This is a genomic window from Streptomyces koelreuteriae (assembly GCF_018604545.1).
Lineage (GTDB): Bacteria > Actinomycetota > Actinomycetes > Streptomycetales > Streptomycetaceae > Streptomyces > Streptomyces koelreuteriae.
The window spans coordinates 1,031,212-1,048,002 of record NZ_CP075896.1 but is presented as its reverse complement, the minus strand read 5'-3'; the positions used below and the strand labels follow the sequence as shown (position 1 = coordinate 1,048,002).

Below are 16,791 nucleotides of genomic sequence, written 5' to 3'. Positions count from 1 at the left end.
AGTGTTCCGGCCGTGCTGGCAGAACGACGACACCAACTCATCCTGCGGGCCCTTCGCTCAGGAGGCCCCGCGGCTGTGACCGACCTCTCCGAGCGGCTGGGTGTGAGCCCCGCCACTATCAGGCGTGACCTGGTCAAACTGGAAGAAGACGGTCTTCTCACCCGCGTCCACGGCGGCGCCGTCGTCGAGGAGGGCGACCAGCCCTTCGCCGAGGTCGCCGAGGTGCGCGTCTCCGAGAAGGACGCCATAGCGGAGCGCGCCGCGGCGCTCATCGAGGACGGCCAGTCGGTCCTGCTGGACATCGGGACGACCGCCTACCGCCTGGCCCGGCAGCTGCACGGCCGCCGGCTCACCGTGATCACCAGCAACCTGGTGGTCTACGAGGAACTCGCCGACGACGAGGGCATCGAACTGGTCCTGCTCGGCGGTATGGTCCGCCGCGAGTACCGCTCCCTGGTCGGCTTCCTCACCGAGGACAACCTGCGCCAGCTCCACGCCGACTGGCTCTTCCTCGGCACCAGCGGTGTACGGCCCGGCGGACAGGTCATGGACACCACGGTCGTGGAGGTGCCGGTCAAGCGGGCCATGATCAAGGCCAGTGAGAAGGTCGCCCTGCTCGCCGACACGGCGAAGTTCCCCGGACACGGGATGGCGAAGGTCTGCGGTCCTGAGGACCTGGACGTGGTGGTGACGAACGCGCCGGTCGACACGGCGACGCGGGCCTCCTTGCAGGAGGCGGGCGTCGAGGTCGTCGTGGCGGGAAAGGTGCAGACGTGAAACTGACGATTCTGGGCGGCGGAGGATTCCGCGTGCCGCTGGTGTACGGGGCGCTCCTCCAGGACCACGCCGAGGGCCGGGTGACCCACGTCGTCCTGCACGATCTGGACGCCGGACGGCTGTCGGCGGTGACCCGGGTCCTCGCCGAGCAGGCGGCCGGTGTCCCCGACGCGCCCGAGGTGAGCGCCACCACCGACCTCGACGAGGCCCTGCGCGGCGCCGACTTCGTGTTCTCCGCGATCCGCGTCGGCGGCCTGGAGGGCCGCGCGAACGACGAGCGGGTGGCCCTGGCCGAGGGCGTCCTCGGCCAGGAGACGGTCGGTGCGGGCGGCATCGCCTACGGCCTGCGCACGGTCCCGGTCGCCGTCGACATCGCCCGGCGGGTGGCCCGGCTCGCGCCCGAGGCCTGGGTCATCAACTTCACCAACCCGGCCGGCCTGGTCACCGAGGCCATGTCCCGCCACCTCGGCGACCGCGTCATCGGCATCTGCGACTCACCCGTGGGCCTCGGCCGCCGCATCGCCCGCGTGCTCGGCGGGAACCCCAGGGAAGCCTGGATCGACTACGTCGGTCTCAACCACCTCGGCTGGGTGCGCGGCCTGCACATCGCCGGCCGCGACGAACTCCCGCGGCTGCTCGCCGACCCCGACCTGCTCGGCTCCTTCGAGGAGGGCAAGCTCTTCGGCACCGACTGGCTGCGCTCCCTCGGCGCGATCCCCAACGAATATCTGCACTACTACTACTTCAACCGTGAGGCCGTACGGGCCTACCAGCAGGCCGAGAAGACCCGCGGCGCCTTCCTGCACGACCAGCAGGCCCGCTTCTACGCCGAGATGCGGAACCCGGACGCCCCCGCCCTCAAGGTCTGGGACGACACCCGCGCCGAACGCGAGGCCACCTACATGGCCGAGAACCGCGAGACGGCGGGCGCCGGCGAACGCGACGAGGACGATCTGTCGGGCGGCTACGAGAAGGTCGCCCTCGCCCTGATGCGGGCCATCGCCCGGGACGAGCGCACCACCCTGATCCTCAACGTCCGCAACCGGCGCACCCTGTCGGTCCTGGACACCGACGCCGTCATCGAGGTCCCCTGCCTCGTCGACGCCAACGGCGCCCACCCCGTCACCGTCGAGCCGCTCCCCGACCACGCCACCGGACTGGTCTGCGCGGTCAAGGCCGTCGAGCGCGAGGTGCTGTCCGCCGCCGACTCCGGCTCCCGGGCGACGGCGGTGAAGGCCTTCGCGCTGCACCCGCTCGTCGACTCCGTCAATGTGGCCCGCCGGCTGGTCGAGGGCTACACCGAGGTCCATCCCGGGCTGGCGTACCTTAGGTGAACGCCGTCCGGTAAGCGCTTTCCCCCACCGCTTCCCGCCTGCTCGCTCGTTCCGCTTCCTGGAGACATCTCATGCATGACGAAAGCCGCCGGATCGAAGAGCGCGTCCAGCGCCTCCACGACCAGCGCATCAAGACCGCGATCTACGCGGCCACCGTCCCCTTCGAGGTGGAGGCCTGGCAGGCACCGGGGGAGCCGGTCTCCTTCGAGGAGGCCGCCGCCGCCTCGTACGAGCCGTTCGCCATGGGCACCCCGTGGGGCCCGCCCTGGGGCACCACCTGGTTCCGCATGCGCGGGCAGGTCCCCGCCGAGTGGGCCGGCCGGCGGGTCGAGGCCGTCATCGACCTCGGCTTCGTGGGCGACTGGCCCGGCAACCAGGCCGAGGCCCTCGTGCACCTCACCGACGGCACCCCGCTGAAGGCTGTCAACCCGCTCAACCAGTACGTGGCGATCGCCGACCCGGCGACGGGCGGGGAGACGATCGACTACCTGGTCGAGGCCGCCTCCAACCCGGACATCCTCGCGGACAACTTCTCGAAGGTCACCCCGCTCGGGGACAAGCTGACCGCGGGCGACAAGCCCCTCTACACCTTCCGCAGCGCCGACATCGCGATCCTCGACGAGGAGGTCTGGCACCTCGACCTCGACGTCCAGGTGCTGCGCGAGCTGATGCTGGAGCTGGGCGAGCACGACCCCCGCCGGCACGAGATCGCCCACGCGCTCGACCGGGCGATGGACCTGCTCGACCTGGACGACGTCTCCGGCTCCGCCTCCGCCGTCCGCGAGGCGCTGAAGCCGGCCCTCGCCCGCCCCGCGCACGCCAGCGCGCACACCGTCTCCGGCGTCGGCCACGCCCACATCGACTCCGCCTGGCTCTGGCCGATCCGCGAGACCAAGCGCAAGACGTCCCGCACGTTCTCCAACGTCACGTCCCTGGCCGACGAGTACGACGACTTCATCTTCGCCTGCTCCCAGGCCCAGCAGTACGAATGGGTGCGCGACAACTACCCCAAGGTGTGGGCCCGCATCCAGGAGTCGGTCAAGAAGGGCCAGTGGGCGCCGGTCGGCGGCATGTGGGTCGAGTCTGACGGCAACCTGCCCGGCGGCGAGGCCGTCGCCCGCCAGTTCATCCACGGCAAGCGGTTCTTCATGGACCACTTCGGCATCGAGACCAAGGGCGTCTGGCTGCCGGACTCCTTCGGCTACAACGCGGCCTACCCGCAGATCGCCAAGCTCGCCGGGAACGAGTGGTTCCTCACCCAGAAGATCTCCTGGAACCAGACCAACAAGTTCCCCCACCACACCTTCTGGTGGGAGGGCATCGACGGCACCCGCATCTTCACCCACTTCCCGCCGGTCGACACCTACAACGCCCGCTTCAGCGGCGAGGAGATGTCCCGCGCGGTCCGCAACTACTCGGAGAAGGGCGGCGCCTCCCGCTCCCTGGCCCCCTTCGGCTGGGGCGACGGCGGTGGCGGCCCCACCCGCGAGATCATGGAACGCGCCCGCCGGCTGGCGGACCTGGAGGGCTCCGCCAAGGTCGTCGTCGAACACCCCGACGCGTTCTTCGCCAAGGCCCGCGAGGAGTACCCGGACGCGCCCGTCTGGGTCGGCGAGCTCTACCTGGAGCTGCACCGCGCCACCTACACCTCCCAGGCCCGCACCAAGCAGGGCAACCGCCGCTCCGAGCACCTCCTGCGCGAGGCAGAGCTGTGGGCGACGACCGCCGCGCTCCACGCGCCCGGGTACTCCTACCCGTACGAGAAGCTGGACCGGCTCTGGAAGACGGTGCTGCTGCACCAGTTCCACGACATCCTGCCCGGCTCCTCCATCGCCTGGGTGCACCGCGAGGCCGAGGCCGAGTACGCCCGAGTCGCCGGTGAACTGCACACGCTGACCGCCGAGGCGGTGGCCGCGCTCGGCGCCGGCGGGACCCGCGCCTTCAACACCAGCCCCTACGCCCGCGCCGAGGTGATCCGCACCGCCGACGGCGCACCGGTCTACGTGGAGGTCCCCGCCGGCGGCTCCGCGCCCCTCGCCGACGCCCGCCCCGCGCAGCCCGTGACCGTGAACGGCCGGGTGCTCGACAACGGGCTGGTCCGCGTGGAGATCGCCGAGGACGGCACCCTGTCGTCCGTGCGGGACCTGCGCGCGAACCGCGAGGTCCTGGCCGACGCGGGCAACCTGCTGCGCCTGCACACCGACCTGCCCAACTACTGGGACGCCTGGGACATCGACAAGCACTACCGGAACCGCTACACGGACCTCCTCGACGCCTCGTCCGTCACGGTCGTCGAGCAGGACCCGCTGATCGGCGCCGTCCGCGTCGAGCGGACCTTCGGCAAGGGCTCCACGATCACCCAGACGATCACCGTCCGCGCCGGCAGTCCCCGCATCGACATCGAGACGGACATCGACTGGCACGAGACCGAGAAGATCCTCAAGGCGGCCTTCCCGGTCGACATCCGCGCCCCGCACTCCTCCGCCGAGATCCAGTTCGGCCACATCCAGCGGCCCACCCACACCAACACCAGCTGGGAGGCGGCCCGCTTCGAGGTCTCCGGCCACCGCTGGGTGCACCTCGGCGAACCCGGCTACGGCGTCGCGGTCATCAACGACTCGACCTACGGCCACGACGTCTCCCGCACGGTCCGCGAGGACGGCGGCACCACGACCACCGTCCGCCTCAGCCTGGTGCGCGCCCCGCGCATCCCGGACCCCGAGGCCGACCAGGGCCGCCACCGCTTCACCTACGCGCTGCTGCCCGGCGCGAGCATCGAGGACGCCGTCGCCGAGGGCTACGCCCTCAACCTGCCGCTCCGCGTGGCCGAGGCGGCGGGCGCCCCCGAAGCGGTCGTCTCCGTCGAGGGCGAGGGAGTGACCGTGGAGGCGGTCAAGCTCGCCGACGACACCTCGGGCGATGTCGTCGTACGGCTCTACGAGTCGCGCGGCGGCCGCGCCGAGGGCGTCCTGCGCACCGGCTTCCCGCTCGCCGGCGCGCAGATCACCGATTTGCTGGAGCGGCCGACCGAGGAAGCGGATATCACCGACGCCGGTGTCCCCGTCACCCTGCGGCCCTTCCAGATCCTCACCCTGCGTCTGCGCAGGGGCTGACCCATGGCCGTACAACCCTGGTTCAGCGACGCCAAGCTTGGGATCTTCATCCACTGGGGCATCTACGCCGTCGACGGCGTGCAGGAGTCCTGGTCGTTCTACGACGACATCGTCCCCTACGACCGGTACATGTCCCAGTTCGACCGCTTCACGGCCTCCCGCTACGACCCGCGCGACTGGGCACAGCTCTTCGCGCGGGCCGGCGCCCGGTACGCCGTGCTGACCAGCCGCCACCACGACGGAGTCGCCCTCTGGGACAGCGCCCACGGCGACCTCAACGTGGGCCGCGATCTGATCGCCGGCTACGCCGACGCCCTGCGCGAGCAGGGCCTCAAGGTCGGCCTCTACTACTCGCACTCGGACTGGAGCCACCCCGACTACGCCTCCACCCGCAAGCCCGGCCGCCCGCCGGAGCTGGAGGACAACCGCTACTCCGAGGTCGCCGTCGAGTTCGAGGACCCGGCCGCCTGGGAACGCTTCCTCGCCTACCGGGACGGCCAGCTGCGGGAGCTGGTGTCCCGCTACCGGCCCGACCTGCTGTGGTTCGACGGCGAGTGGGACCGCAGCGAGGAGCAGTGGCGCATCCCCGAACTCGCCGCCCTCATCCGCTCCGAGGTCCCGGACGTCGTCTTCAACGCCCGCATGCTGAGCGAGGGCGACTACGCCACCCCCGAACAGGGCGCCCCCGTCATCCCGCCGGAGGGCCCCTGGGAGCTGTGCCTCACGATCAACGACTCCTGGGGCCATCAGCACCACGACCACAACCACAAGTCGGTCGATCAGCTGATCCGCTACTTCACCGAGACCATCGGCGGCGGAGGCAATCTGCTCCTCAGCGTCGGCCCGCGCGAGGACGGCACCATCCCGGCCGAGCAGGCGGAGCGGCTGGAAGGACTCGGCACCTGGATCGCCCGGCACGCGGAAGCGGTGTACGGCACCGTCCGGGGACTCCCGCCGGGTCACCACTACGGCCCGAGCACCCTCTCCCAGGACCGCCGCACCCTCTATCTGACCCTGTTCGACGCCCCACGCGCCGAGATCAACGTCCGGGGCCTGCTCAGCGCGGTGCGCCGGGTGACGGTCCTCGGCAGCGGCACGGAACTGTCCCACCGCGTCACCGGCGGCCTGCACGAGACGCCGGGCGTCCTCTGGATCGAACCCCCCGCCGCGGCGGACCTCGACCCGTACGCAACGGTGCTGGCCGTCGAACTCGAAGGGGAACTGGAGCTGTACCGGGGCGCCGGCCGGTTCTGACGAAAGTTTAAGAATGCGGAGAAAGGCCTGCTCACGGGCGGTATGTGGACGCCCGTGAGCAGGCCGGTTCGTCTCTGCGACACCTGCGGTTCGCCCGGTCCCCCTGGGATCGGTGCGCACAGCGAAAGAAAGGTGTCACCGTGCGAGACCCGCGCATGTCCGCCCTCGGCAAGGGACTCAAGCGTCGCGGAAGGCTGGTGATAGAGGCGGTCAGTCCACCGCGCCGGAACCTCGAAGCCATCCCCGGCCCCCGCCCGGACGCCGACACCTACACCGCCCCGACCGCTCCCCGGCTGGTGGACTCGCCTGTCTTCGTGCTGTCGTCGGTGCGCTCCGGCTCGACCCTGTTGCGGGTCCTGCTCAACAGCCACAGCCGCATCCGGGCCCCGCACGAGATGCATCTGCGCACCGTGCACGTCAGCCTCTCCCGCGACTTCACCGCGGACGCCATGCGGGCGCTCCACCTCGACAAGGACGAGCTGGAACACGTGCTGTGGGACCGGGTGCTGCACCTCGAACTCACCCGCAGCGGCAAGGACGTCATCGTCGACAAGACCCCGCCGAACACCCTCATCTGGCCCAGGCTGCGCCGATGCTGGCCGAACGCCCGCTACATCCTGCTGCTCCGCCACCCCGGCGCGGTCGTCGCCTCCCTCACCAGCCGCCGCACCGACCCCGACCACGAGGCCGTCCGCGCCGAGGTCCTCGAATACAGCGAGAAGCTGGAGGAGGCCCGCCGGAACCTCGACCCGCACGTGATCACGTACGAGGACCTCACCGCCGAGCCGGAGAAGGTCACCCGCGGCATCTGCGACCACCTCGGTGTGCCCTGGGAGCCCGGCATGCTCGACTACGGCAGCAAGGACCACGGCACCTTCCGCCCCCAGCTCGGCGACTGGTCCAGCACCATCAAGTCCGGCCGCATCCAGACGGCCCGCACCGCCGACCCGGACGTGGAACTGCCCCCACGCCTGAAGGAACTGGCCCAGGCGTGGGGGTACGGGACCTAGCGGGACCTAGAGGGGCAGGGCCTCCACCGAGGCCTGCGGGGCCTGCGGGGCTTGCTGGGTCTGCGGGGCCTGCGGGGCCGTCCCGACGGAGTCGACCGGCACCGGCAGCGGCTCGGCCGCCTCCGCCCGCTGCTGCGGCAGCGTCACCGGACGCAGCGGGCGCGGCCCCGACACCACCGCGTAGTCCTGGCCCAGGAACGGCGGAACCACCTCGCCCGGGTCCTCGCCGAGCGCCAACTGCACCGCCGCCCAAGGGGCGTTGATCCCGCACAGCGACAGCTGGTGCAGGCCGCCGGCCGGGCGGGTGTTGACGTCCATGAGGACCGGCCGGTCGCCGAACATCCGGAACTGGATGTTGGACAGGTAGTGCAGACCGAAGGCCTCCGCGAGCCGCCGGGCCGGGTCCAGCCACTGCTCGTGCAGCGTGAAGCCCCGGCGGCGGCCGTTCTTGGTACGGCCCACGGCCATCCGGACCCGGTTGTCCGGACCGGTCAGACAGTCCACCGACACCTCGGGCTGCTCCAGACGCGGCATCACCAGCCAGTCCACCGGCTCCTCGGCCTGCCGCAGCGCCTCCAGCACCAGATCGAGCGGCACGTACGGGCTGGGGAACCCGTCGAGTTGCGACAGCGAGAAGGGCGAACGGGTGATCACCCGGAAGCCCACCCCGCCCGCCCCGGACGCCGGCTTGAAGCAGGCCTTGTGTCCGCCGGCCTCCAACTCCTCCACGGCGGCGATCAGTTCACCGTCCGAGCGGACGCGGTACCACGGCGGCACCGGCACGCCGATCGCCTGGACCGCCTCGTAGGCGATCACCTTGTCGTGGAAGACGGCCACCGCCTCGGGCGGCGGCGCCAGCACCGCCGTACCGGCCGCCTCGAACTCGGCGCGGTGCGCCACGACCGCCGACTGGTGCAGCCGGGGCACGAACACATCGATGCCGCGCCGCGCGCACTGGGCCAGCGCGTACTCGACGTACCCCGCCGGGGACAGGCCCTCGGGCTCCAGCTCGGCGGTGTCGGCGGCGGCCAGCACGGGGGAGTCGGGGTCGCCGTGGGTGGCATGGATCTCGACGGCCCGGTCGCTGGGATTTCTCCGCAGCTGATCCATGAAGAACACGTTCTCCGCGTACGTGCGGTTGAGCCAGACGCGTACGCGAGAGACCATGCAGGCCGCCTTTCACGGTTCGCGGGCAGGGCTGAGCAGCCCGTGCCCGGGCAGAAAGAATGTGGGTACACCAAACCGCCCCTGTGAAAGGGAGTTCTCAGCGGTGGTGTTGCGGCCGATCATACGGCTTCGGCGGGCACTCTCGTGCAACGCGCGTGTGAAGGATTCCTCCCGTCGCGGCGGCCCGGCCGGTCTTGTCCCCGAACGCCGAGATGTGATCTCTTGGTGGCGTTCGTGTGTGCGGAGGGGGCGAAGGGTGACATCGACGGCCGGCGGTGCCGGACAGCTGCTGGCCATCAGCGATCTGCACATCGGCTACCCCGAGAACCGCGCCCTGGTCGAACGCATGGCGCCCGTGACGGAGAACGACTGGCTGCTCGTCGCCGGTGACGTCGCGGAGACCGTGGCCGACATCCGCTGGACCCTCGAGACGCTCGCGGGCCGCTTCCGCAAGGTCGTCTGGGTGCCCGGGAACCACGAGCTGTGGACCCATCCGAGCGACGCCGTCACCCTGCGGGGCGTCGCCCGATACGAGTACCTGGTCGAGCTGTGCCGGGAACTCGGCGTGACGACACCCGAGGACCCCTACCCCGTCTGGGACGGCCCCGGCGGCCCCGTCGCCGTCGCCCCGCTGTTCCTGCTGTACGACTATTCGTTCCTGCCGGCCGGGTGCACGACCAAGGAGCAGGGCCTGGAGTACGCCCACGGCACGGGGATCGTGTGCTCCGACGAGTATCTGCTGCACCCCGACCCGTACCCGAGCCGGGAGGCCTGGTGCCGGGCCAGGGTCGCCGAGACCGAACGCAGACTCGCCGAGCTGCCCGGCGACCTGCCCGTGATCCCCGTCAACCACTATCCGCTGCACCGGCATCCGATGGACGTCCTGTGGCACCCCGAGTTCGCCATGTGGTGCGGCACCGACCTGACCGCCGACTGGCATCGCAGGTTCCGCGTCCACACCATGGTCTACGGCCATCTGCACATCCCCCGCACCACCTGGCACGAGGGCGTGCGCTTCGAGGAGGTGTCGGTGGGTTACCCCCGCGAGTGGCGCAAGCGGTCCGGGGACCCGGGGCGGCTGCGCCGCATCCTGCCGAGGGAGGGCGAGGACAGGTGATCGAGGAACTGCTGCCCGCGAGCGTGGTCACCGTCGAGGCCTACGGCCAGGACGGCGCCGACACCCCGCTGTACCCCGAGGAGGCGGCGCTCGTGGCGCGGGCGGTCGCCAAGCGCCGGCGGGAGTTCGCCGTCGTACGCTCCTGCGCCCGCCGCGCCATGGAGAAGCTCGGTGTGCCGCCGCAGCCGATCCTGCCCGGGGAGCGCGGCGCCCCGGGCTGGCCGGCCGGGCTGGCCGGCAGCATGACGCACTGCGACGGCTACTGCGCCGCCGCCCTGGTCCGCGCCGCCGACCTGGCCTCCCTCGGCATCGACGCCGAGGTCCACGGGCCGCTGCCCGAGGGGGTTCTGCCCTCGGTGTCCCTGCCGTCCGAGGCGGAGCGGCTGCGCCGGCTGGCGGCACAGCACCCCGACATCCACTGGGACCGGCTTTTGTTCAGTGCGAAGGAGTCGGTCTACAAGGCGTGGTTCCCCCTCACCGGCAAGTGGCTGGACTTCATGGAGGCGGACATCGACATCTCCGCCGACGGCACCTTCCGCGCGACACTCCTCGTCCCCGGCCCTCTGGTGGGCGCCCACCGCGTCGACCGTTTCGAGGGCCGCTGGACGACATCCCGAGGCCTGGTCGCAACGGCCGTCGCGCTACAGCACCCCTGAGGCGCAACGCCCCTCAGGGGCGCGGGGAACTTGCGCGACCAACCCCGAACGGCCCGCACCTGCTACGACTCGGGACACCAATCCCGCAGCAACCGGAAGAACTCCTCCTCGTTCCCGGTCAGCCCGGCCCGTTCAAGCGCCGCCTCCGCCTCGGCGAGAACGCCGGGCGGCACCATCGCCGGACGGCTGCCGGTCTCCAGATCGAACGCGGCCCGAACAGTGTGCAGCAGCCGCAGATACGCCTGGACGGCGGCGCGCTCACGGTCGGTCAGTACGGCGGTCTGCATCGGTCGGCTCTCCCCGTGTCGGCGTCATGGGTCCCGCGCCATCTGGCACGCACGCCCCGCACAGAAAAGGGGCGCACCTCCAGCTTGCCGTCCACCACTGACAATCCGGCTTCGCCGCCCCCCGGTTCGCCCGCTCGGCGGAAGAACCGGACGGCCCGTCAGCCCTGCGGACCCCGATACCCCAGCGACGCCTCGATCCGCCCCGCCAGATGATCACGCTGCACCGGCCCCCGCGAAGACGAACCGGCCAGCCACGCCCGGCACTTGCTGGCCAGCAGCAGGCCGAAGCTCTCGGCCTCCCTCTCGTCGTCCTGGTCGAAGCGGGTGCGCGCCGCCACCTTCAGGACCGTCGCCTGGAGATCGGCGGTGTCGTCGAGCAGCCGGGCCGCGACCGCCGCGCCCTCGACGTGATGGGAGCAGTGCCCGGCGTTCATGTGCCACAGCTCATGGCCCAGGATCACCAACTGGTGGTCCGGCGCGGTGCGTTCCTCGATCACGACGAGATCCTGCTCGGCCATGTCGAGCCACAGCCCGCTGGCGGTCCCGATCGGGAAGGCGGCCGTACGGAAGTGGACGGGGCGGCCGCGGCGTCTGCTCATGCCGTCGCACAGCGCGGCGTACAGCTCGTCGGGCCGCGCCGGCGCGGGGAGGGTCAGCTCCGCGACCAGCTCGCCGCACAGGCGGCGCATTTCCTTACCGATGCCCACAGTTCTCCCCACGGTCACGAATCGGGCCGCTTGACGCTCTCCAGGAGCATGTCCAGCCACTCCGCGACCTTGTCACGGTGCTGGTCGGTGGGCAGCTGCGCGGCCCGCCAGGCGATGCCGCGCACGCCGTGGTCCTGCAACAGCCGCTCCAGCGGGTCGTCGGCCGCCGCGGCCGCCTCCCGCTCGCGGTCGGCGAGCTTCTGCAACAGCTCCTGCTCGATGTGCTGGAGGGCGCTCACCAGCGCCTCGGGGTCCTCCGCCGTGAGGAAACCGGCGTGCACGCGGAAGAACCGCTGGAGGGCGTCGCAGTGCTCCATGGTCGGCCGCCGGTCGCCGTTGATGAGGGCGCCGGCCTGCTGCCGGGACATGCCCGCGCCGTCGGCGATCTCCTGCTGGGTGTACTTGCGGCCGGTGGGCTTGAGCCGGGTGCGGCGCAGCAGGTCCAGGCGTTGCAGGAACCGTGCCTGCACATCGGGCTCGCCCGCGGGCCTGCCGCAGAGCAGGGCCTTCACCACTGGCTCCGGAACCCCGGAGGCGACGGACAGCCGGCCGATGCCGAAGACCTCGGCGTGCGGCACGCCGAGCCGGTCGGCGAGCGCGGTGACACGGGAGACGACGGCCGGTAGTACGGCCGTCTGCGTGGCGCCCGGACTTTCGACGAAGCCACCCGTCACCGACAGATCTCCTACGTCTCTCACAGGCTTCTCACAAGTGGATGCCGTGACTTTCCCCGGCGTGAACTTCCCGGAGCGTAGCCGGTGCTTCGAACTCACATCCAGGTCTCGCCACAACTGTGGCCAATTTCAGCCGTCAACAGGCACGAAATGCCACGATAGTTGACACGCCTCAGCTCTGGGCAGCAGGATCGGGGCGCCGCGTCAAGGCCGCACAGGCAAGAGGGGTGACCTCCCGATGGCATACCAGGCAGGAGGGCAGCGGCCGGCACCGCGGCCCGTCGCCGAGACTCCAGAGGCCCAGGCCTATCTGGAGGACTACGCCGGGCTACTGGAGGCCGTCTCCTCCCCCTCGCTCGTCGTCGACCACTGCTGGGACGTGGCGCTGACCAATAGCGCGTTCCGGTCACTTTTCAGCGGCGTGGGTCCGCATCCGACGGCCATGCCGGGAGACAACTTCCTCAGGTTCGTGCTCTTCCACCCCGACGCCCCCACGGTGCTCGGTGAGCACGAGTCGCGCTGGTGTCTGCCGATGCTCGCGCACTTCGCGCGCACCGTGGAGAGCCACGGCCCCGACCACGGGCTCCAGGCCGTCCGCCGGGACATCGCCCAGGACCCGATCATGGAGGCCGCCTACCGGCAGGGCCTGCCGCACTGGATCCGCTCGGTCGGCGAGGACGCCGTCGAGCACGACGGTGCCGTACGCCCGCTGCTGCACCCGGACCCGCGCCGCGGCGCCATCGAGTGCCGGATCGTCGTCGAGACGTCCAGGACGCTGGAGGAACTGGGCTGCACCCGGCTGACGTTCGTGCTGCGCGAGGCCCGCCGCACCCCGTCCAGGGAGCGCGGGGCGCGTCGCAACGCCTCCCACCTGAGGGTCGTGCCGTCGGCCGACTGACCGCTCTCCCATGAAGCGCGGAGCCCTTGTCCGCCCCATTCCCAGCAGCTGTGGTGTGTGACATAGTACTGGCGTGAGCGAGTCGCTGACCTGCGATGTCGTGGTGGTCGGCGCCGGAGTGGTCGGCGCCGCCTGCGCCTTGTACGCGGCCCGGACCGGCCTCGATGTCGTCGTGGTGGACCGGGGCGCGGTGGCCGGCGGTACGACCGGCGCGGGGGAGGGGAACCTCCTCGTCTCCGACAAGGAGCCCGGACCCGAGCTCGAACTCGCCCTGCTGTCCGCCCGGCTGTGGGCCGAACTGGCGGGGGAGGGGCTGGGGAAGCCCGTCGAGTACGAGGCCAAGGGCGGTGTCGTCGTGGCCGGTACCGAGAAGGCACTGGCCGGTCTCCAGGAACTTGCCGCCGGGCAGCGCGCGGCGGGGGTCGAGGCCGTCCCCGTGCCGCCCGACCGGCTGCCCGACCTGGAGCCGTACCTGGCCCCCGGTCTCGCGGGCGGCATGCACTACCCGCAGGACGCCCAGGTGATGCCCGCCCTCGCGGCGGCGCACCTGCTGCGTGCCTCCAACGCCCGGCTGCTCACCGGCCGGGAGGTGACCGCGGTGCTGCGGGAGCGGGGAGGCGTGGTGCGCGGGGTGCGGACCGACCGGGGCGACCTCCACGCCCCGGCCGTCGTCAACGCGGCCGGCACCTGGGGCGGCGAGATCGCGGCCCGCGCGGGCGTGTCCCTGCCCGTGCTGCCCCGGCGCGGCTTCGTCCTGGTCACCGAGCCGCTGCCGCCCCGAATCCGGCACAAGGTGTACGCCGCCGACTATGTGGGCGATGTCGCGAGCGACTCGGCGGCGCTGCAGACCTCCCCGGTGGTGGAGGGCACGCCCGCCGGGCCGGTCCTGATCGGCGCCAGCCGTGAACGGGTCGGCTTCGACCGGTCGTTGTCGCTCCCGGCGCTGCGCGCCCTGGCGGCGGGAGCGACGGACCTCTTCCCCTTCCTCGCCGATGTCCGGGCCCTGCGCACCTACGTGGGCTTCCGGCCGTATCTGCCGGACCATCTGCCTGCGATCGGCCCGGATCCCCGGGCACCCGGACTGCTGCACGCCTGCGGGCACGAGGGCGCGGGCATCGGCCTCGCCACCGGCACGGGGCGTCTGATCGCCCAGGCGCTGACCGGGCGGACGTCCGAACTGGACCTCACCCCCTTCCGGCCCGACCGCTTCACCGAGGAGGCCGAGTGAATCCCCGCCGAGTGAATCCCCTGGAGCTGGCGGGAGCCAGGCCCGGTCCCGCCTTCACGGTCACCTTCGACGGGCGCCCCGTCGAGGCGCTGCCCGGGCAGACGGTCGCCGCCGTGCTGTGGGCGGCGGGCATCACCTCCTGGCGCGCCACCCGGGGCGAGGGCCGTCCGCGCGGGGTGTTCTGCGGGATCGGCGTCTGCTTCGACTGCCTGGTGACCGTCAACGGCCGCCCCAACCGACGCGCCTGTCTGGTGCCGGTACGGCCGGGGGACGTGATCGGCACCCAGGAGGGGACCGGCCATGAGGAGGTGCGCCGTGCGGACTGACCTGGTCGTGATCGGGGCCGGACCGGCCGGTCTCGCCGCCTCCCTCGCGGCGGCCGCTCGGGGCACGCGGGTCGTGCTCGTCGACGGGGCGACGGAGCCGGGCGGACAGTTCTACCGGCAGCCCGCCGCCGGGCTCGGCGCCGGGCGGCCCGAGGCACTGCACCACGAATGGCGGACCTGGGAACGGCTGCGCGACGGACTTGCCGCCAGTTCCGTACGCGTGCTGACCGATCATCATGTGTGGTGCGTCGAAAAGGTGTCCGACGGCTTCGTGGTGCACGCGCTGCTCGGGCCGGAGCAGGAGGAGCCGGTTGAGGTGCGTGCCCGTGCCGTGCTCCTGGCCACCGGCGGCTACGAGCAGGTGCTGCCCTTCCCCGGCTGGACCCTGCCGGGCGTCGTCACGGCCGGGGGCGCCCAGGCCATGCTCAAGGGCGGGCTGGTGGTTCAGGGGCGCCGAGCCGTCGTGGCCGGGACCGGGCCGCTGCTGCTGCCCGTGGCGACCGGGCTCGCGGCGGCCGGGGTGGAGGTCGCCGCGCTCGTCGAGTCCGTTGACCCGGGGCGCCTCGCCCGCCACGGCCGTGCCTTGGCCGGCAAGCTCCCCGAGGGCGCCGGGTACGCCGCCCGGCTGCTGCGCCACCGCGTGCCGTTCCTCGCCCGGCACACCGTCCTCCGCGCCCACGGCGACGACCGGCTGACCGGCGTCACGGTCGCCGCCCTCGACAGCGACGGACACGTCAGGACCGGCACCGAGCGGCAGCTGCCCTGCGACACCCTGGCCGTCGGCCACGGGATGCTCCCGCACACCGACCTGGCGGAGGGCCTCGGCTGCGGCCTCGACGGACTCGCCGTGGCCGTCGACACCGAGCAGCGCACCGACGTACCCGGCGTGTGGGCGGCCGGTGAGGCCACCGGCATCGGCGGCGCGGCCCTCGCCCTCGCCGAGGGCCACATCGCCGGGTGCTCCGCCGCCGCGCACCTGCACGGCACCGCCCCCGACCCGGCGCCCGCCGCCCTCAAGGCCCGTACGAAGCTCGGGAGATCCGCCGCCGCTCTCGACACCGCCTACGCGCCGCCCGCGCACTGGCCCGAGCGGATCACCGACGACACCGTGGTCTGCCGCTGCGAGGAGGTCACCGCCGGGGCCGTGCGCGACGCCCTGGACCTCGGCGCGGGCGACGTACGCACCGTGAAGCTGCTGACCCGGGCCGGGATGGGCTGGTGCCAGGGCCGGATGTGCGCGGGCGCGGTCGCCGGTCTCGCCGGATGCCCGCCCACCCCGGCCAGAAGGCCCCTCGCCCGTCCCGTACCGCTCGGCGTCCTCGCACGGCAACACCCCCAGGAGGGACAGTCATGACCGATCACCGCCCCTGGCGCGGCGTCCTCGTCGCCACCGCGCTCCCCCTGAACGACGACCTCTCCGTCAACCACGACCGGTACGCCGAGCACTGCGCCTGGCTCGTCGAGAACGGCTGCGACGGTGTCGTACCGAACGGCTCCCTCGGCGAGTACCAGGTGCTCACCCCCGAGGAGCGCGCCCGGGTCGTCGAGACGGCCGTCGCCGCGATCGGCGGACAGCGTGTGATGCCCGGGGTCGCCGCCTACGGGTCCGCCGAGGCCCGGCGCTGGGCCGAACAGGCGGGCGAGGCGGGGTGCGGGGCGGTGATGCTGCTGCCGCCGAACGCCTACCGCGCCGACGAGCGGTCCGTCGTCGCCCACTACGCCGAGGTCGCGAAGGCGGGCCTGCCGGTCGTGGCGTACAACAACCCGATCGACACCAAGGTCGACCTGGTGCCGGAGCTGCTTGCCCGGCTGCACGGCGAGGGGCACATCCGGGGGGTGAAGGAGTTCTCCGGCGATGTCCGCAGGGCCTACCGGATCGCCGAACTCGCCCCCGAACTGGACCTGTTGATCGGCGCGGACGACGTCCTGCTGGAGCTGGCCGTCGCGGGCGCCAAGGGCTGGGTCGCGGGCTACCCGAACGCGCTGCCGCAGGCCTCGGTCGAGCTGTACCACGCGGCCGTCGACGGCGACCTCGACACCGCGCGGGGCTTGTACCGGCAGCTGCATCCACTGCTGCGGTGGGACTCGCGGGTGGAGTTCGTCCAGGCCATCAAGCTGTCCATGGACCTCGTCGGCCGGCACGGAGGCCCCTGCCGCCCGCCGCGTGTGCCGCTGCTGCCCGAGCAGGAGGCCGCCGTCCGGGCCGCCACGGAGAAGGCCGTAGCGGCCGGATTGGCCTAGGG

At 72.1% G+C, this 16,791-nt stretch carries 16 protein-coding genes; 12 read left to right on the top strand and 4 right to left on the bottom strand.

Annotated elements, in window-relative coordinates:
• Positions 1 to 12 precede the first annotated feature (12 nt).
• The 5 genes from KJK29_RS04675 to KJK29_RS04655 all read left to right on the top strand — a co-directional run bounded on the left by KJK29_RS04675 (position 13) and on the right by KJK29_RS04655 (position 7,488).
• On the top strand, positions 13 to 777 hold the full coding sequence (locus KJK29_RS04675; protein ID WP_215117424.1) for a DeoR/GlpR family DNA-binding transcription regulator: 765 nt from the start codon (positions 13 to 15) through the stop codon (positions 775 to 777).
• Positions 774 to 2,111: a 6-phospho-beta-glucosidase gene (locus KJK29_RS04670; protein WP_215117423.1), complete on the top strand. Its 1,338-nt coding sequence runs from the start codon at positions 774 to 776 to the stop codon at positions 2,109 to 2,111. Before KJK29_RS04675 ends, KJK29_RS04670 begins: the two co-directional genes overlap by 4 nt.
• A 71-nt stretch (positions 2,112 to 2,182) precedes the next feature.
• A complete protein-coding gene (locus KJK29_RS04665) occupies positions 2,183 to 5,224 on the top strand; it encodes an alpha-mannosidase (protein WP_215117422.1) in 3,042 nt (1,013 codons plus the stop codon).
• Between the two features lie 3 nt (positions 5,225 to 5,227).
• Positions 5,228 to 6,478 (top strand): alpha-L-fucosidase, encoded by a 1,251-nt coding sequence (locus tag KJK29_RS04660; protein WP_215117421.1) that lies wholly within the window; start codon positions 5,228 to 5,230, stop codon positions 6,476 to 6,478.
• Positions 6,479 to 6,618: 140 nt separating this feature from the next.
• Positions 6,619 to 7,488 (top strand): sulfotransferase family protein, encoded by an 870-nt coding sequence (locus KJK29_RS04655; protein ID WP_251057702.1) that lies wholly within the window; start codon positions 6,619 to 6,621, stop codon positions 7,486 to 7,488.
• A gap of 6 nt (positions 7,489 to 7,494) precedes the next feature.
• Here KJK29_RS04655 and KJK29_RS04650 read toward each other — a convergent pair whose 3' ends face one another.
• A complete protein-coding gene (locus KJK29_RS04650) occupies positions 7,495 to 8,655 on the bottom strand; it encodes an ATP-grasp domain-containing protein (protein WP_251057701.1) in 1,161 nt (386 codons plus the stop codon).
• Positions 8,656 to 8,911: 256 nt separating this feature from the next.
• Between KJK29_RS04650 and KJK29_RS04645 the strand changes: the two genes are divergently transcribed.
• Positions 8,912 to 9,772: a metallophosphoesterase family protein gene (locus tag KJK29_RS04645; protein WP_215117420.1), complete on the top strand. Its 861-nt coding sequence runs from the start codon at positions 8,912 to 8,914 to the stop codon at positions 9,770 to 9,772.
• The gene (locus KJK29_RS04640) at positions 9,769 to 10,428 is read left to right on the top strand and encodes a 4'-phosphopantetheinyl transferase family protein (protein ID WP_215117419.1); all 660 of its coding nucleotides are present in this window, start codon (positions 9,769 to 9,771) and stop codon (positions 10,426 to 10,428) included. Before KJK29_RS04645 ends, KJK29_RS04640 begins: the two co-directional genes overlap by 4 nt.
• A gap of 62 nt (positions 10,429 to 10,490) precedes the next feature.
• Here the strand turns inward: KJK29_RS04640 and KJK29_RS04635 are convergent, their stop codons facing one another.
• The 3 genes from KJK29_RS04635 to KJK29_RS04625 all read right to left on the bottom strand — a co-directional run bounded on the left by KJK29_RS04635 (position 10,491) and on the right by KJK29_RS04625 (position 12,096).
• The gene (locus tag KJK29_RS04635; RefSeq protein WP_215117418.1) at positions 10,491 to 10,715 is read right to left on the bottom strand and encodes a hypothetical protein; all 225 of its coding nucleotides are present in this window, start codon (positions 10,713 to 10,715) and stop codon (positions 10,491 to 10,493) included.
• A 158-nt stretch (positions 10,716 to 10,873) separates the two neighbouring features.
• Complete coding sequence (locus KJK29_RS04630) at positions 10,874 to 11,404, bottom strand: toxin-antitoxin system, toxin component (RefSeq protein WP_215124146.1); 531 nt, start codon at positions 11,402 to 11,404, stop codon at positions 10,874 to 10,876.
• 32 nt (positions 11,405 to 11,436) lie between these two features.
• On the bottom strand, positions 11,437 to 12,096 hold the full coding sequence (locus KJK29_RS04625) for a helix-turn-helix domain-containing protein (protein ID WP_215117417.1): 660 nt from the start codon (positions 12,094 to 12,096) through the stop codon (positions 11,437 to 11,439).
• Between the two features lie 238 nt (positions 12,097 to 12,334).
• On the opposite strand from KJK29_RS04625, the gene KJK29_RS04620 reads away from it, so the two are divergent.
• From KJK29_RS04620 to KJK29_RS04600, 5 genes are all read left to right on the top strand, one after another.
• Positions 12,335 to 12,994, top strand: a complete 660-nt coding sequence (locus tag KJK29_RS04620) for an MmyB family transcriptional regulator (RefSeq protein ID WP_215117416.1) — start codon at positions 12,335 to 12,337, stop codon at positions 12,992 to 12,994.
• Between the two features lie 73 nt (positions 12,995 to 13,067).
• A complete protein-coding gene (locus tag KJK29_RS04615) occupies positions 13,068 to 14,222 on the top strand; it encodes an NAD(P)/FAD-dependent oxidoreductase (protein WP_215117415.1) in 1,155 nt (384 codons plus the stop codon).
• 11 nt (positions 14,223 to 14,233) lie between these two features.
• Positions 14,234 to 14,548 (top strand): (2Fe-2S)-binding protein, encoded by a 315-nt coding sequence (locus tag KJK29_RS04610; RefSeq protein ID WP_215124145.1) that lies wholly within the window; start codon positions 14,234 to 14,236, stop codon positions 14,546 to 14,548.
• Positions 14,523 to 15,902 (top strand): NAD(P)/FAD-dependent oxidoreductase, encoded by a 1,380-nt coding sequence (locus KJK29_RS04605; protein WP_215117413.1) that lies wholly within the window; start codon positions 14,523 to 14,525, stop codon positions 15,900 to 15,902. The genes KJK29_RS04610 and KJK29_RS04605 overlap by 26 nt, the downstream gene beginning before the upstream one ends.
• Positions 15,899 to 16,789, top strand: a complete 891-nt coding sequence (locus KJK29_RS04600) for a dihydrodipicolinate synthase family protein (RefSeq protein WP_215117412.1) — start codon at positions 15,899 to 15,901, stop codon at positions 16,787 to 16,789. The genes KJK29_RS04605 and KJK29_RS04600 overlap by 4 nt, the downstream gene beginning before the upstream one ends.
• Positions 16,790 to 16,791: the final 2 nt, after the last annotated feature.

Excerpts from the sequence above, each read along its gene's own strand:
- KJK29_RS04650 (WP_251057701.1), bottom strand. The coding sequence starts at position 8,655 with ATGGTCTCTCGCGTACGCGTCTGGCTCAACCGCACGTACGCGGAGAAC.
- KJK29_RS04635 (WP_215117418.1), bottom strand. The coding sequence starts at position 10,715 with ATGCAGACCGCCGTACTGACCGACCGTGAGCGCGCCGCCGTCCAGGCG.
- KJK29_RS04660 (WP_215117421.1), top strand. The coding sequence starts at position 5,228 with ATGGCCGTACAACCCTGGTTCAGCGACGCCAAGCTTGGGATCTTCATC.
- KJK29_RS04665 (WP_215117422.1), top strand. The coding sequence starts at position 2,183 with ATGCATGACGAAAGCCGCCGGATCGAAGAGCGCGTCCAGCGCCTCCAC.
- KJK29_RS04600 (WP_215117412.1), top strand. The coding sequence starts at position 15,899 with ATGACCGATCACCGCCCCTGGCGCGGCGTCCTCGTCGCCACCGCGCTC.
- KJK29_RS04630 (WP_215124146.1), bottom strand. The coding sequence starts at position 11,404 with ATGCGCCGCCTGTGCGGCGAGCTGGTCGCGGAGCTGACCCTCCCCGCG.
- KJK29_RS04605 (WP_215117413.1), top strand. The coding sequence starts at position 14,523 with ATGAGGAGGTGCGCCGTGCGGACTGACCTGGTCGTGATCGGGGCCGGA.
- KJK29_RS04620 (WP_215117416.1), top strand. The coding sequence starts at position 12,335 with ATGGCATACCAGGCAGGAGGGCAGCGGCCGGCACCGCGGCCCGTCGCC.